The sequence below is a fragment of the Ruegeria sp. BF7 genome, assembly GCF_056538605.1.
The window spans coordinates 192,509-207,992 of record NZ_JBQFTM010000005.1 but is presented as its reverse complement, the minus strand read 5'-3'; the positions used below and the strand labels follow the sequence as shown (position 1 = coordinate 207,992).

Genomic DNA, 15,484 nt, shown 5'->3' with positions numbered 1-15,484 from the left:
TGCGATTATGCGCCCATCTAGGCTATTCAGGCAACACCCCGCCGTCCCACTCACCGCGTGTGCGCAGCTCGGTCGAGCTGACATCGACCATCGGAACATTGACGAAACACCAGGCCGGAGCCTGCGCCCGCCCCAACAGATGCCGTGCCTGTCCGTCAATGCGATAGCTCGCGTAGACCCGAGCGGCCGGAGACATCCGGGCCGAGATCCGATCCCCCGGCCGCGCCACCACACCGACCGGCACGTTATCCATGATCCGGCGCCAGTCTTTCCAGCGATGGAACTGCGCCAGATTGTCGGCACCCATCAGCCAGACGAACTTCACATGTGGGTAAAGACGCTGCAACGCCGCCAAGGTGTCCGCCGTCGCACGTGTTCCGGTCAACGCTTCGATATTCGTCACCTCGACCCTCGGGTGCTGCATAACGGCCTGCGCGGCCCGAAGGCGCCGCTGCAACGGCGCGGGGCCACGTTCCTTCAACGGATTGCCCGGAGACACCAACCACCAAACCCGCTCCAGCCCAAAGGCTTTCATCGCCTCAAGCGTGACATGCACATGGCCGCGATGCGGTGGATCAAAAGACCCACCGAACAGTCCGATGACCTGCCCGGGCCGTGCATATGGAATGGCGCTGCGCAACATCCCTTGCTGATGTTCAGAACTCAAGCGGCTTGTCAATCAACAGGTTGCACAGGATCACCCTGCCTGACCCGACCGGGCTGCACCACTTCGGCACACCAACCGCCATGCCCGCGCACGGCGGAATAGCCGCCCTTGCCCAGCGCCTCCTCCATCCGGCTGCAAGGCGCACAGACCACAGTGAAGCGCAGAATGGCATCCCCCACCTGCACCTCACACCCTTTGAGGCCCGCCAGATTGATCCCCGAAACCACCAGATTGCGCCGCAGGATTTCAGGTGCCACGGGCCCCTGCCCCAGAAAAGAGCCAATCGCCGCCAGATGCTCCTGTTGGATCAGAGTCACGGCGCGCTTGCCCGCGCGGCCTCGATCACCGTCCAACCCGTACTCCGAAACAACAGCCTCTTCAGCAGTCAGCATAGCTTGCCGACGCTCGGGACGCAGGCCGATCCATTCAATTCGCCCCGGCCGCGCCCAACCTGAAATCAGGCTTTTCAATTGCATTCACCAACCTAGCCAACTTTGCAAAAAATAGACCATGCCCCACGAGATCGTTACCTCTAACACCATCCTTCTAAAAGCGCTGAACCAGTACTTTCGAAACTCAGCATCTTGCGGGGCGCTATCGGACCTCGAAGCCGGTACAGGAATGCGAATATGGTCCGCTGGTGAGACAGCTTCGTTAAAAATCTGGGAACGCATACGCACGACATTCGACCAGAACTTTGCCATTCTGAACACACCATAAAAGAACAGACCGACCACAATGAAATCTTTGCTTAAGTCCACAATACTCTCCCAATTTACCAACCTGCACTGCTGTAGAGTATCCGGCGCGATACAGCTTTTCCCTGCACCATAAAGTGATTGTATTCCAATGTCTGCTCACTAAACCATATCCATTGCCCCCACCCCAACCATCCGCTATCACACCGCCCAATCCAATCTCCCCGACCCAGAGGACGCGACATGGCCGCCTATCAATATGTCTACCACATGCAGGGTGTCTCCAAGACCTATCCTGGTGGCAAGAAGTGCTTTGAAAACATCCACCTGAGCTTTCTGCCCGGCGTGAAAATCGGTGTCGTCGGCGTCAACGGCGCGGGTAAATCGACGCTGATGAAAATCATGGCTGGCCTCGACACTGACTTCACCGGTGAGGCATGGGCGGCCGAGGGTGCCAAGGTCGGTTATCTGCCGCAGGAGCCCAAGCTGGATGAATCGCTGACCGTCCGCGAAAACGTCATGCTGGGCGTGGCCGCGAAAAAGGCCAAGGTCGACCGCTTCAACGAAATCGCCATGGAGATCGCCGAGAACTACTCGGACGAGCTCATGGAAGAAATGACCACCCTGCAGGACGCGATCGATGCGGAAAACCTGTGGGACCTCGACAGCCAGATCGACGTCTCGATGGAGGCGCTGCGCTGCCCGCCGGACGATGCCAACATCGCCAACCTGTCGGGTGGTGAGAAGCGCCGCGTGGCGCTCTGCAAGCTGCTGCTGGAAGCGCCCGACATGCTGCTGCTCGACGAACCGACCAACCACCTGGACGCCGAGACCATCGCCTGGCTGCAACAGCACCTGATCGACTACAAAGGCACCATCCTGATCGTCACCCACGACCGTTACTTCCTGGATGACATCACCGGCTGGATCCTCGAGCTCGACCGCGGCCGTGGCATTCCTTACGAGGGCAACTATTCCGCGTGGCTGGAACAAAAGGCCAAACGGCTGGAACAGGAAGCCCGCGAGGACAAGTCCAAGCAGAAAACCCTGCAGCGCGAACTGGAATGGATGCGTCAAGGCCAAAAGGCCCGCCAGGCCAAATCCAAGGCCCGGATCAACGCCTATAACGAATTGGCCGAACAGTCCGAACGCGAGAAGCTGACGCGCGCCCAGATCGTCATCCCCAACGGCCAGCGCCTCGGCGGCAAGGTGATCGAGGTCGAGGGGCTTTCGAAACATATGGGCGACAAACAGCTGATCGAAGGGCTGGACTTCGCCCTGCCCCCCGGCGGCATTGTTGGCGTCATCGGCCCCAACGGCGCCGGTAAATCGACGCTGTTCAAGATGCTGACCGGTCAGGAACAGCCCGACAGTGGCTCCATCACATTGGGCGACACGGTCGAGCTGTCCTATGTCGACCAGTCCCGCGACGACCTCAAGGACAACGACACCGTGTGGGAGGCGATCACCGGCGGCGCAGAGATCATCCAGCTGGGCGACGCGCAGGTCAATTCCCGCGCCTATTGCTCGTCCTTCAACTTCAAGGGCGGTGACCAGCAGAAAAAGGTCTCGCTGCTGTCAGGTGGTGAGCGCAACCGCGTCCACATGGCCCGCCTGCTGAAAGAGGGCGGCAACGTCCTGCTGCTCGACGAACCGACCAACGATCTGGACGTTGAAACCCTTCGCGCGCTGGAAGACGCATTGGTCGACTTCGCCGGTTGCGCCGTGGTCATCTCGCACGACCGCTTCTTCCTCGACCGCATCTGCACGCATATTCTGGCATTCGAGGGCGACGCCCATGTGGAATGGTTCGAGGGCAACTTCGAAGACTATGAAGAAGACAAGAAACGCCGGCTGGGTCCTGATGCTCTGGAGCCCAAGCGCCTCAAGCACAAAAAGTTTGCACGATGATCGACTTTTTTGAAAAGCGCATCGACAAGTGGAAGCGCAGTGTCCGAAAACGGGTTGCTATTCGGCGATTGCAGCGCATTCCGCAAAACGCACCTCAGAACTGTGTTATTGTGGCAAGCAATGGTCGGTCCGGCAGCACGTTGACCTTTCTTGCCCTTGCTGATGCGCTGAAAGAGATCGACCCTATATCGGCAAAGCGGGTGGATTTTGTCGCCCGGTTGAGTGACACGGAGTATTACACTCCGTGTGTGTACAAGACCCACGACTTTCCTCAGCCGCTCGCTACATGGCCCGAGAATACCCGGGTCGTTTTTTGTTTCGGACCCACCAAGGATTCCGCGTTTTCCGTTTATTCCGCAATGGAAAGATTTGGCGCGGACTGGATAGATCAGCACTTTTATCATCTGCACGCTACCGGCACCTTTGATGAGCTGTTCGAACGCGATGTGCTGCAGCAAGCACGGCAGATCAGGGAGTGGGTAACATTTGAAGATGTTCCCGTTCTGTGCGTTCGCTATGACGCGCTTTGGGACCATCAGGATACAATTTCGCGGTTTACCGGGTTGGATTTCACCCCGCCCAAACGGCGCGAGCGGACCCCGAAAGACATTCCGGATGAATTCAAAGCCGACGCCGATCGGCTATATGACCCGATTGATGAAGTGATCGACGAATTGCCAGAGTGTTTTATTGCCTCGGCCCAATATAGCGGCGTTGTAGGTAAACTACCCGTCGCCGACTGAGTGTAGATGATTGGTGGCTCTTTTTGTCGGCGCCCGTTGGGATTTTATCAAAACGCGTATGACCGACGCGACAGCAACTGCCTGAGCGACGACCCCACACGGTCGTTCGCCTTCGGAATTCGCCTGTGTGAGTTTCTTTTGGCCAACTTGGCATCGGTCAAACCTGATTCAATTTGGCGCCGTCCCGGTAAGGGCGGACGCCAAGCAACAAAGGACCAATTTGGTGAGAGTGCTTTTTTCAAAGGGGCTTGTGTTCATATCTAAGCCACGCTGTGGCTCTACATCGGTCCGCAAGTATCTAAAGCGATACCTGTCAAGTAAAGCCGGAGATTTCGCCGTGGATTATGCCCACGACTCCGAGCATTTTCACCCTCACGATACCGCCCCGTATGTCAAAACAACGCTGGCAGACCTGTATCCCGGGCACGCAAGGCTTTCGTATTTCATGACCACGAGAAACCCGGTTGAGTTGCTTTGGTCTTATTACCGGTATTTCAAACCCGATGCCGAGTGCCGCTACAACTTTGCTCCTGATTGGGATGAAACGACGAAGATGGAGTTCGAAGAGTGGGTACAGCATGGCAAAATGGGCATGAAGGATGGGTGGAAGGAACTCGCTCCCAGTTGGATTTCGACGCAGAACCTGTCGCCCCTAAGCCTTGAGGCCCACGCAATCGATCGGGCGGGTGTCAACCATATCGATCACCTGTTTCGGCTTGAAAACGTAAAGGAATTGAACGGCTGGCTTTCTGGCAGGTTACCTAAACGCTGGTATTCGGCGTTTTCACTGCGTGAAAACTCAGTTCCACACATCAACCAGGCGGGCGGTCATACCGAAGGTGATGAAAAGCCCTTCACCCTGTCAGACAAAAGCCTGAATGCTATCCGGTTGATGTTTCCTGCCGAAAGCAAAATGTACAATATTTAGGCTGTCTTTGCCTGTAATTTGGGCGGTCATTCGAAAATCTGTCAGGCGCCCACCAGCAGGCCAGATTCGCCATCCACTTTGGATTTCCGGGGTTTTTTTTGTTTCTTACAGAACAGGACTCCTCCCTTGCCCTGCGCCGTTGCCGATGCCATATCTAAATTGCTAACGTTTTTCTATTTCGACCTACTGTCTCCTTCTACGGCGCTCAGTCTATCGATCCAGACAACGACGCCAGGCTGCCGCAACTCCGTGGGCAGCATTAAACAGGAGACAACGGATATGCCCGCAGGCACCGTAAAATGGTTCAACACCACCAAAGGCTACGGCTTTATCGCACCCGAAGATGGCGGCAAAGACATCTTCGTTCACATCTCGGCCGTGGAACGCTCGGGCCTGACCGGCCTGGCCGACAACCAGAAGGTCACATACGAGCTGCGCGCCGGTCGTGACGGCCGCGAAAGCGCAGACAATATCGTGCTTGCATAAGATATTGGAAGGGCAGAGTATTCTCTGCCCTTTTTCTTTTTCGGGTATCTGTTTGCGCTCGTGATGCGACATGATTGTGTGTCCCCACGACGACATCACAATAGGGTTACTTCTCTCCAGCGATTGACCAGATCGGTTATCCTTCCGACATTAGGGTCAAGATTTATCTGTTGTTTTATAGAGAGCTGCCATGTTCACCCGCCGTACCTTTCTGACCGCGACCGCAGCCGCCAGCCTGGTGCCTGGCGTTGCCGCGGCAAAGAAGAAAGCTGTCGAATACGATCCCACGCCGCAATTTGTGCGCATAAAGAAGCAGTTTCAGCCGGGTCAGTTGCTGGTCGCGCCCCGGTCGTTCTACCTGTATTTCGTGACCGAACCGCGCAAGGCGGTCCGCTATGGCTGCGGGGTAGGCAAAGCCGGTCTGGAGTTCACTGGCACCGCCACCATCGACGTCAAGAAAGAGTGGCCAACCTGGCGCCCGACCGACGAGATGATCGAGCGCGAACCCGTCACTTATGCCCGGTTCAAGGACAATGACTATGTCCAACCTGGCGGCGGCGACAATCCTTTGGGTGCGCGGGCGCTGTACCTGTTCCAGAATGGCGTCGACACCTATTTCCGCATTCACGGTACCACGCAGCCGCAGACCATCGGTCATGCGGTCTCAAATGGCTGTATCCGAATGATGAACGAACACGTTGTCGATCTCTACGAGCGTGTGCCGATCGGGACCGTCGTAACCGTCGTTTGATCACTGCTGGGCAGCAGCGACAAGTTCCAGCACATAAGGGCCGAGGTTATCAACGATCAGGGCAACCCCTTCGGCGTTCGGGTGAATGCCGTCCGGCTGCATATAGAGACGGGCGGTGTCCGGATCGCCCTCGGCGGTCAGCCCGGTGAAAAAGCTTGGGGCGTAGCCGGTTTCATACTGTTCGGCCAGATCAGGATAGATGGCATCAAACGCCAATTTGTAATCTGCCCCGTAATTTCCCGGTGCCTGCATCCCGATTAGCAGCACATCGACATCTGCGACATCCGCCGCTTTGACAATCGTTTCAAGATTGGCGCGCGACACCGCCGGGTCGATCCCCCGCAGCAGATCATTACCACCAAGCGTCACGATCATCCCGTCCACATCCGGCGTCAGCGTCCAATCCGCCCGCGCCGCGCCACCAGCCGTTGTGTCTCCGGACACACCTGCGTTGATAAGGCGCACATCCGCACCCTGCGCCTTAAGCCAGCGGTCCAACTGAGGCACAAATCCGTCCTGTTCGGGCAACCCATAGCCTTGCGTCAGTGAATCCCCTAAAGCAGCAATCACCACCTGCTCGGCTGTGGCCGCAAAGCCGCAGAACGTAAACAGCATCGACATCAAAACCTTGCGCAACATCTGAACCGCTCCATATCCCAATTGACCGTGCCCATCCGGAATGACCCATGACGACACCCGTTCTTTCGCTCCAAAATGCCGCTTTGTCGCTGGATGGCAATGCCGGTCGAGTGAATATCCTGCACGACATTTCCCTGACCGTCGCCCAAGGCGAAACGCTAGGGTTGGTTGGGCCGTCCGGGTCCGGCAAATCCTCACTGCTGATGCTGATGGGCGGGCTGGAGCAGGCGACCGGGGGCGAAATCACTGCTTTGGGCCATGATCTGACAGGAATGGACGAGGATGCGCTTGCCCGGTTCAGGCGTGATGCAATGGGGGTGGTGTTTCAGAACTTTCACCTGATCCCCACCATGACCGCGCTTGAGAATGTGGCCACGCCGCTGGAACTGGCCGGGCATAAGGATGCATTTGCCCGTGCCGCGGCCGAATTGGACGCGGTCGGTCTTTCACATCGGCACGATCACTATCCGGCGCAACTGTCGGGGGGTGAGCAGCAGCGGGTTGCGCTGGCGCGCGCCTCCGCGCCGCGCCCTCAGATCCTGCTGGCGGACGAGCCGACCGGAAATCTGGACGATACCAACGGTGCGGCCATCGTCGAACTGCTGTTCGGTTTGCGTGACAGGCATGGTGCCACGCTGGTTCTGGTCACCCACAGCCACAGTCTGGCGCGCAAATGCGACCGGGTGATCCGGTTGCGGGATGGCACCATCGCGGAAGACACGCAACAAGAGGCCGCGGAATGAGCCTGCGTCTGGCCGGTCGTCTGGCAGGCCGGGAACTGCGCGGCGGCGTGCGCGGCTTTCGCGTGTTTCTGGCTTGTCTGGCGTTGGGAGTGGCTGCCATTGCCGCTATCGGGTCGGTGCGTTCTGCGATCCAGACCGGGCTGGCGCAGGAAGGCGCGGCGCTGTTGGGCGGGGACGCGCAGTTGGAATTCACCTACCGCTTCGCCACAGATGACGAGCGCGCGTGGATGCAACAAGCTGCGACCGAAGTGTCCGAGGTTGTGGATTTCCGCTCGATGGCCGTTGTTCGTCGGGGGGGCGAAACCCAGCGTGCCCTGACGCAGGTGAAAGCCGTGGACGCGGCCTATCCGTTGTTGGGAACAGCAAAACTGGAGCCTGACCAATCGCTTTCCGTCGCATTGGACGGCCAGCAGGGCCTGCCCGGAGCGGTCATGGATCCGGTGCTGATGGACCGGCTGGGCCTGTCCATCGGAGACCGTTTTGCACTTGGCACGCAGGATTTCGTGCTGACGGCAGCATTGATGCATGAACCGGACGGCGCCGCCGACGGCTTTGGATTGGGACCGCGCACTCTGGTCCGGACCCAGGATCTGCAGGCATCCGGCCTGCTGGCGCCGGGGACGTTGTTTGCCACCAAATACCGGCTGAAGCTGCCGCCGGGAACCGACCTCGAAACCCTGTCCGCCGCGGCCAGAAGTAGTTTCGACGGCACCGGAATGCGCTGGACCGATGCCCGCAACGGCGCGCCGGGGATTGCCGAGTTTGTCACGCGTCTCAGCGCCTTTCTGGTTCTGGTCGGCCTGTCCGGTCTAGCTGTTGGCGGCATAGGCGTGTCCGCTGCCGTACGCGCCTATCTGGCGCAAAAGACCGAGACAATTGCAACGCTGCGCACGTTGGGCGCGGATCGCGCGACGATCTTTCAGACATATATGATACAAATAGGGGTATTGTCAGGGCTCGGCATCGCGTTTGGGATTGCTCTGGGGGCGGCTTTACCGCTGCTGCTGGCCCCTCTGATCGAGGCCCGCCTGCCCGTCCCTGCCGTTTTCACGCTCTATCCCCGCCCTCTGGCCGAGGCTGCACTGTACGGAATGCTGACTGCGTTCCTGTTCACCCTCTGGCCCCTCGCCCGAACCGAGGAGGTTCGCGCCGCGACTCTGTTCCGCGACGCGCTATCATCGGCGCGCGCTCTTCCGCGCACTGCCTTCGTGGTCGCAACTGCCTTCGGATTGGCACTGCTGATCGCGTCTGCCGCTTGGTTCAGCGGCTCGATTCGCCTGACGCTCTGGACAAGCGCCGGGCTGGTCGGCGCGCTGCTGCTGCTGTCCTTTTCCGCGCTTGCGATCCGCAAACTGGCGCGCATCAGCACCACAGCCGCCCGTGGCCGACCTGCTCTGCGATGGGCTTTGTCGGCGATCTCGGACCCGCGTGAAGGGGCCGCTTCGGTTGTGCTGTCTCTGGGGCTGGGCCTTTCGGTGCTTGCCGCCGTTGGCCAGATCGACGGGACCCTGCGCAATGCGATCTCGGGTAATCTGCCCGACGTGGCCCCGTCGTATTTCTTTGTCGACATTCAAAAAGACCAGATGCCCGGGTTTAGAGAGCGGCTGGAAACCGACCCCGCCGTCAGCCGCATCGAAAGCGCTCCAATGCTGCGCGGCATCATCACCCAGATCAATGGGCTGCCCGCGCGCGACGTCGCTGGCGATCACTGGGTTCTGGATGGTGATCGGGGCGTGACCTATTCCGCCACACCGCCCAAAAACGCCCGCATCACCGCGGGCGCATGGTGGCCCCAGGATTACTCAGGCATGCCGCAAGTCAGTTTCGCCGCGGAAGAAGCCGAAGAAATGGGTCTGGACCTTGGCGACGAATTGACCGTGAACATTCTGGGCCGCGACATCACCGCCGAAATCACTTCTTTCCGCGAGGTCGATTTTTCGACCGCTGGCATGGGGTTCATCATGTCGATGAGTCCCTCCGCCCTTGCCGGGGCGCCGCACAGTTTCATCGCCACGGTCTATGCCGAAGAACAGGCCGAAGCCGGCATCCTGCGCGATCTGGCGGGCCAGTTTCCTAACATAACCGCAATCCGGGTGCGCGACGCGATTGACCGCGTCTCGAGCCTGCTGACCGGGTTGGCCGCCGCGACTTCTTACGGAGCGGGGATATCCTTGTTGACCGGATTTCTTGTTCTGATCGGGGCCGCCGCCGCAGGAGAAACCGCGCGTCGTTACGAATCCGCGATCCTGAAAACACTGGGCGCGGATCGGCGACGCATATTGATCAGCTTTGCTCTACGCTCAGTCCTGCTGGGTGCAGCGGCCGGGGGCGTTGCCCTGCTGACCGGCATTCTGGGGGGGTGGGCGGTTGCCACCTACATCTTCGACATCAGTTTTTCGGTCATCTGGACCTCAGCGCTGAGCATCGTTCCGGCCGGCATTCTGGTGACCCTTGGCGCGGGGCTAGCCTTTGCCCTGCGCCCTCTGGCCGCACGTCCGGCCCGCATCCTGCGGGCCAGCGACTGATCTCAACGCACGCAGGCGACCGGTTGCAGGATTTGCAGCAACTGGTCGTTGTCGCACACAAGCGCGTCCAGTGTGATTTCGTCCAGCGAAGCATAGAACACCTCGGCCGCGTCCTGCAGCGCAAGCCGCAATCGGCAGGCATCCGTCAGGGGACAGGTGTTGTCGGCATCGGCAAAGCACTCGGCGATTGGCAAGTTTCCTTCGACATGGCGAAACACCGAGCCGATCCGAATCTGATCGGCGGGACGCGCCAAAGACATGCCACCGTTGCGACCACGTTGAGTACTGAGGTAGTTCAGCTGGCTCAATTGGTTGATCACCTGCGCCAGGTGGTTTTCCGATATGTTGCACACATCGGCGATCTCGGCCTTTGTCACCAGCCGATCCTGATGCGCCGCACAATACATCAGCAAGCGCACCGCGATATTTGTCCTTTTGGTAATCCTCATCGAGACCTCCCAAATTTCTAGATGCGATCTTATTGCATGTCCGACAAAAAAGCGGTTTGACATACATCAATCGCTCAAGAAGGACCTGACGGCGCATGGCAGACCCTTATTTCTTTGGCTATGGTAGCCTCGTGAACCTAGCGACGCACGATTTCCCCGACCCACATCCTGCGCGGCTGATGGGGTGGCGACGCGCCTGGCGACACACCGACCTACGCCCAGTAGCCTTTCTGACTGCAATCCCGGACCCTGAGTCCGAGATCGAAGGGATGATCGCCCATGTCCCGAAAAACGACTGGGTGGCGCTGGACGAGCGGGAATGGGCCTATGACCGGGTTCCCGCGACCCAAGCTGTCACACATCCTTTGACCCACGAGGTCGAAATCGCCGTTTACGCGGTACCGCAGGGCCGCCACGCCGTGCCCAGCAATCGTCATCCGCTGCTGCTCAGCTATATCGACGTGGTCGTGCAAGGGTATCTGCGCACCTTTGGTGAGGACGGTGCGGACCGTTTTTTTGCCACCACCGATGGGTGGTACGCGCCGATTCTGAACGACCGGGCTGAACCTCGATACCCGCGCCACCAGCATTTGAAACCGGCCGAGACCGAATTTGTCGATGATCGGCTGCGCCGCATTTCTGCGTCGATTGTCCATACTGCATAGAAAAAAGCGGGGCTGCATATCGGCCCCGCCTTTCGGATATCAGTGCTTTCGCGCTTAGCCGCGTGCCCGGATAACCTGCAGCAACGGCAGCAGGTTCGCCATTTCCGGCCCGCGCTCCATACCCGTCAGCGCCTTACGCAGTGGCATGAACAGGCCTTTGCCCTTGCGACCCGTGGCCTCTTTCACGGCTTTGGTCCAAGTGCCCCAGGTCTCGCCATCGAAAGGCCCTTCGGGCAGCAGAGCCACGGCCTCAGAAATGAACTCACGATCCTCGTCGGCGATCAAAGGCTCTGCCCCGTCACGGCACAGCTCCCACCAACCATTGAGGTCACCCAGAGTGGTGATGTTCTCACGCGCCATCGCCCAGAACGGCGCGGCCAGTTCTGCCGGAACGCCCGCGTCAGCGACCGCATCGGCCACGTCCGCCAGCGGCAGCGACTGCAGATGCTTGGCGGTCAGCGGGAACAAGTCCTGCACGTCAAACTTGGTTGGCGCAGCGCCAAAGCGGTTCACATCAAAGCCTTCGATCAGTTCCGCCATGTCCGAGCGCAATTCTACCGGATCGGACGAACCCAGACGCGCCATCAGGCTCAGCAGCGCCATAGGCTGCACGCCCTGTTCACGCAGATCGCGCAAGGCCAGCGTGCCCAGACGCTTGGACAATGCCTCGCCCTGCGGGCCGGTCAGCAGCGAGTGGTGCGCAAAACGCGGGCAAGTGCCGCCCAGCGCTTCGATGATCTGGATTTGCGTCGCAGTGTTGGTCACATGGTCCGAGCCGCGCACGACATCGGTTACGCCCATCTCGGTGTCGTCCACCACTGACGCGATCGTATACAGAACCTGCCCATCGCCCCGGATAAGCACTGGATCAGACACTGATGCAGCATCAATCGAGATGTCGCCCAGAATACCGTCAGTCCACTCGATCCGCTGGTGATCCAGCTTGAACCGCCAGACGCCATTGCCACGTTCAACCCGTAGGGCCTCTTTCTCGGCATCCGACAGGTTCAATGCAGCGCGGTCATAGACCGGCGGCTTGCCCATGTTCAGCTGTTTCTTGCGTTTCAGGTCCAGCTCCGTCGGCGTTTCAAACGCCTCATAGAAACGGCCCATTTCGCGCAGCTTGTCAGCGGCTTCGGCATAGCGATCCAGACGGTCCGATTGACGCTCGATCCGGTCCCAGTGCAGGCCCAGCCACTCCATATCCTGCTTGATGGCATCGACATATTCTTCTTTCGACCGCTCAGGATCGGTGTCGTCGATACGCAAGATAAACGTGCCGCCCGCTTTGCGAGCGATCAGATAGTTCATCAGGGCGGTACGCAGGTTGCCCACATGGATGTAACCGGTGGGCGACGGGGCAAAACGGGTGGTGGTCATGGAGTTCTCCTGTTGGCGCGGCTCATGTCACAGGATGGGCCAATTGTCCAGCAAGGGCGTTCAGGTCGGCTCCACCGGCCAGTGCCGCTCCAAGTCCTCAAGCCCGGCACGGATCAGCTCGGCCAGGACATCCAGATCGATATCCGCCAGCTTGTTCACGTATAGACAAGATTTACCCAGCTTGTGCTTACCCAGACGGGACAGGATGTCCCCGAAATCCGCATAGCCGGGCATGATGTAAATTGACAGCGCGGACTTGCGCGGGGAAAAGCCGGTGGCAAGGAAGTCGCCCTCGCGCCCGGATTTATAGCGATAGTGATAGCGGCCATAGCCCACAATCGAGGGCCCCCACAAGACGGGCTCGAACCCGGTCGTCTTGCGGAAAAGCCCGTCCAGAACCTTCCCACTTTCGGCCCTGCCGGAAGGTTGCACCCTGGATAGAAAGCTCTCGACACTCTGGTCGGTTGGAACGGTCTTATTCTCAGATCGCGGCATAAACAAAATTTAACACGCATTGTTCATCCACGCAGCCCATATCTCCGGGGTATAAACTGGCAAGAGACTCGCGCCGACCTAACTCACCTACAGGTGTTCTGACAGGGAGAACCACAATGACCATTAAACTCACACGCCGCGCCGCTTTGGGTTCTGCGGCCGCTTTGCCATTTGCCACAGCCGCGGCCCCGCTTTTGGCCGCCGGGAGCGAGACCAAGGCCAATTCATCCATTGCCAAGTCCTTTACACTGGGCGATTTCACCGTCACCACGCTGCTGGATGGAAGCCTGCCGCGTGATGGCGCCCAAGAGATTTTCGGCGGCGGTGCTTCAGATGAGGATTTCGCCAAAGTCTCGGCCGAAAATTTCATCTCCCCGGATGTAGCGCAATTCTTCTTCACGCCGACGCTGGTCAATACCGGGTCCGAGCTGGTGCTGTTCGATACCGGTTTGGGCCAAGGTGGCATTCAGGCTGCACTGGCGGATGCGGGTGTCACTCCGGATCAGATCGACGTTGTTGTCATCACCCACATGCACCCCGACCATATCGGTGGCATGACCACAGATGATGCGCCGACCTTCCCGAACGCGCGTTATGTCACCGCGTCGCCCGAGTATGATTTCTGGGCCGCACAAGAGGCCGGAAACCGGGTCGGTGATCTGGTGGCCGCCAAGGTGACACCGCTGGCCGAGAAAATGACCTTTGTCGAAGACGGCGGCGAAGTTGCGTCGGGCATCACTGCCGTCGCCGCCTATGGGCACACACCCGGTCACACGGTCTATCATCTGGAAAACAACGGTCAGCGGTTGGTGCTGACCGCTGATCTGGCGAACCACTATGTCTGGTCCTTTGCCCACCCGGAATGGGAAGTGCGCTTTGACATGGACAAGGCTGCCGCTACCGCCTCGCGGCGCAATGTGCTGGGAATGCTGGCCGCCGACAAGGTACCGATGATCGGCTATCACATGCCCTTCCCTGCAGCCGGGTTCGTCGAAAGCCGAGGTGACGGGTTCCGCTTTGTGCCGGTCAGCTACCAGATGATGGGCTAGGCCCTCAGTACCCAGGATCCGGTCGCACCTTTGAGCCATCTGAAAAGCGGGAGAGGCGGAAGGCGGCCGGATCGACGCATGGCGTCGTTTCGGCGACCAGATCGGCCATCAGGCGGCCTGCTGCCGGGCCGATGCCAAACCCATGGCCCGAAAACCCGGTTGCGATGAACATTCCCGGCATCTGATCAACCCCCGAGATCACCGGCACCGCGTCCGGCGTAACATCAATAAGGCCCGCCCAGCTTTGTACAAGCTCGGCCTGTTCCAGCATCGGGAAACCTCTGCGCGCCGCTGCCCAAGCCTGTCGCAGCGTTTTGGGCGAAGGTTCGGGATCCAGCACGCGGCAATGTTCGAACGGGGTGACATCCGTGGGTAGCCAGGTCTGGTCCTGGCTTGCTTCGATGCTCCAGCGCTTTGACAGTCGAAACCGCAGCGATCTCCATTCCTGTGCGAATGCGGGTAAGAACTGCCGCGCCAGCCGAAAACTGTCAGGTACAATGTCCACCGTGTTTTCATGGCCCGAGGCGATGGAATAACCCCCGTCTGACCGTTTACGCATGGCAAAATCATCGGACCAAAGCGCCGCTTCCGGTCCATCAGCTGGAGAGGTCCGCAGGACCGTATTCAAAACCTTCAATTGCGGTAGTTCAATCCCCGCATTCCCCGCAAACAGACGCGACCAGGCACCACCGGCCAGAACCACGAAGTCACAGGCCACGCGGCCACGCTCGGTGAATACTCCGGTGATACGACCACTCCCGGCATCGACGCTGCGGACGGCACAATTGGTCGTCAGAACAGCGCCGCGATCCCGCGCTGCCTCGGCAATTGCTGGTGCAGCCTGTTGTGGTTCGGCCCGGCCGTCCTGTGGCATGTAAAGGGCGCAATCGTAGGAAGTCTGATTGCCCGGCAGCAGGGCGTGCAACTCGGCCCCCGAAACCAGCCGCGCGCCGGTTTGCAGCCCGTCCACGTGACGCAGCCACCGTTCCAGATTGCCGCTGTCGCGTTTGCCCGAAGCACCAAACAGAATGCCCGCGCGGGTATAGCCGGTTTCCCGCCCGATGCGCTGATCCAGCCCTTGCCATAGATGCAGCGATTCGATCATCAACGGAATCTCCCGCGGGTCGCGCAACCCCAGACGGACCCATCCCCAATTGCGAGAGCTTTGCTCGCCCGCAATCTGCCCCTTTTCGCACAACAGTACCGAGGCGCCTCGTTCAGCCAACTCCAGCGCAGTCGATGCTCCGATAATGCCGCCGCCAATGACAACGACATCCACGGTTTTGGGCAGGTGCAGATCGGGTTCAACGGGGGTTGGTTTGGGGCCGGGCATCAACCGCTCTTACTTCATGGCT

17 protein-coding genes are annotated in these 15,484 nt (G+C 59.5%); 9 read left to right on the top strand and 8 right to left on the bottom strand.

The features are described from left to right. Positions 1-22: 22 nt before the first annotated feature. The 3 genes from ACR0IK_RS13520 to ACR0IK_RS13510 are packed head-to-tail and all read right to left on the bottom strand — an operon-like array spanning position 23 to position 1,428. Entirely contained in the window at positions 23-643 is a 621-nt protein-coding gene (locus ACR0IK_RS13520; protein WP_480641879.1) for a nicotinate-nucleotide adenylyltransferase, read from the bottom strand. Between the two features lie 32 nt (positions 644-675). Continuing rightward, the gene (locus ACR0IK_RS13515) at positions 676-1,143 is read right to left on the bottom strand and encodes an MOSC domain-containing protein (protein WP_480641848.1); all 468 of its coding nucleotides are present in this window, start codon (positions 1,141-1,143) and stop codon (positions 676-678) included. Next, the gene (locus tag ACR0IK_RS13510) at positions 1,144-1,428 is read right to left on the bottom strand and encodes a hypothetical protein (RefSeq protein ID WP_480641847.1); all 285 of its coding nucleotides are present in this window, start codon (positions 1,426-1,428) and stop codon (positions 1,144-1,146) included. Positions 1,429-1,608: 180 nt separating this feature from the next. Between ACR0IK_RS13510 and ettA the strand changes: the two genes are divergently transcribed. The 5 genes from ettA (at position 1,609) to ACR0IK_RS13485 (ending at position 6,184) form a co-directional block, all read left to right on the top strand. Beyond that, positions 1,609-3,276, top strand: a complete 1,668-nt coding sequence (gene ettA / locus ACR0IK_RS13505) for an energy-dependent translational throttle protein EttA (protein WP_480641846.1) — start codon at positions 1,609-1,611, stop codon at positions 3,274-3,276. Further along, positions 3,273-4,019 (top strand): hypothetical protein, encoded by a 747-nt coding sequence (locus ACR0IK_RS13500; RefSeq protein ID WP_480596412.1) that lies wholly within the window; start codon positions 3,273-3,275, stop codon positions 4,017-4,019. Before ettA ends, ACR0IK_RS13500 begins: the two co-directional genes overlap by 4 nt. A gap of 337 nt (positions 4,020-4,356) precedes the next feature. Next, positions 4,357-4,947 carry a hypothetical protein gene (locus ACR0IK_RS13495; RefSeq protein ID WP_480641845.1) on the top strand — a complete coding sequence of 197 codons (591 nt, stop codon included), beginning with the start codon at positions 4,357-4,359 and terminating at the stop codon, positions 4,945-4,947. Positions 4,948-5,226: 279 nt separating this feature from the next. Continuing rightward, positions 5,227-5,433 (top strand): cold-shock protein, encoded by a 207-nt coding sequence (locus tag ACR0IK_RS13490; RefSeq protein ID WP_170327110.1) that lies wholly within the window; start codon positions 5,227-5,229, stop codon positions 5,431-5,433. A 190-nt stretch (positions 5,434-5,623) separates the two neighbouring features. Beyond that, positions 5,624-6,184, top strand: coding sequence for a L,D-transpeptidase (locus ACR0IK_RS13485; RefSeq protein ID WP_480641844.1), 561 nt, complete (start codon positions 5,624-5,626; stop codon positions 6,182-6,184). On the opposite strand, the gene ACR0IK_RS13480 is transcribed toward ACR0IK_RS13485, so the two are convergent. Then, entirely contained in the window at positions 6,185-6,823 is a 639-nt protein-coding gene (locus tag ACR0IK_RS13480; protein WP_480596406.1) for an arylesterase, read from the bottom strand. A gap of 47 nt (positions 6,824-6,870) precedes the next feature. Here ACR0IK_RS13480 and ACR0IK_RS13475 point away from each other — a divergent pair, with 47 nt between their 5' ends. Together ACR0IK_RS13475 and ACR0IK_RS13470 are read left to right on the top strand one after the other, a co-directional pair. Then, positions 6,871-7,566, top strand: a complete 696-nt coding sequence (locus tag ACR0IK_RS13475) for an ABC transporter ATP-binding protein (RefSeq protein ID WP_480596404.1) — start codon at positions 6,871-6,873, stop codon at positions 7,564-7,566. Then, positions 7,563-10,091, top strand: coding sequence for an ABC transporter permease (locus tag ACR0IK_RS13470; protein WP_480641843.1), 2,529 nt, complete (start codon positions 7,563-7,565; stop codon positions 10,089-10,091). Before ACR0IK_RS13475 ends, ACR0IK_RS13470 begins: the two co-directional genes overlap by 4 nt. Before the next feature lie 2 nt (positions 10,092-10,093). Here ACR0IK_RS13470 and ACR0IK_RS13465 read toward each other — a convergent pair whose 3' ends face one another. Continuing rightward, on the bottom strand, positions 10,094-10,540 hold the full coding sequence (locus ACR0IK_RS13465; RefSeq protein WP_480596400.1) for an RrF2 family transcriptional regulator: 447 nt from the start codon (positions 10,538-10,540) through the stop codon (positions 10,094-10,096). Positions 10,541-10,635: 95 nt separating this feature from the next. Between ACR0IK_RS13465 and ACR0IK_RS13460 the strand changes: the two genes are divergently transcribed. Further along, a complete protein-coding gene (locus ACR0IK_RS13460; RefSeq protein ID WP_480596398.1) occupies positions 10,636-11,205 on the top strand; it encodes a gamma-glutamylcyclotransferase family protein in 570 nt (189 codons plus the stop codon). A 54-nt stretch (positions 11,206-11,259) separates the two neighbouring features. On the opposite strand, the gene gltX is transcribed toward ACR0IK_RS13460, so the two are convergent. Beyond that, positions 11,260-12,585, bottom strand: coding sequence for a glutamate--tRNA ligase (gltX, locus tag ACR0IK_RS13455; protein ID WP_480641842.1), 1,326 nt, complete (start codon positions 12,583-12,585; stop codon positions 11,260-11,262). Positions 12,586-12,645: 60 nt separating this feature from the next. Further along, entirely contained in the window at positions 12,646-13,080 is a 435-nt protein-coding gene (locus ACR0IK_RS13450) for a DUF1801 domain-containing protein (RefSeq protein ID WP_480641841.1), read from the bottom strand. A 116-nt stretch (positions 13,081-13,196) separates the two neighbouring features. Here ACR0IK_RS13450 and ACR0IK_RS13445 point away from each other — a divergent pair, with 116 nt between their 5' ends. Continuing rightward, positions 13,197-14,129: an MBL fold metallo-hydrolase gene (locus tag ACR0IK_RS13445; protein ID WP_480641840.1), complete on the top strand. Its 933-nt coding sequence runs from the start codon at positions 13,197-13,199 to the stop codon at positions 14,127-14,129. 4 nt (positions 14,130-14,133) lie between these two features. Here ACR0IK_RS13445 and ACR0IK_RS13440 read toward each other — a convergent pair whose 3' ends face one another. After that, positions 14,134-15,462, bottom strand: coding sequence for an NAD(P)/FAD-dependent oxidoreductase (locus tag ACR0IK_RS13440; protein WP_480641839.1), 1,329 nt, complete (start codon positions 15,460-15,462; stop codon positions 14,134-14,136). Positions 15,463-15,484: the final 22 nt, after the last annotated feature.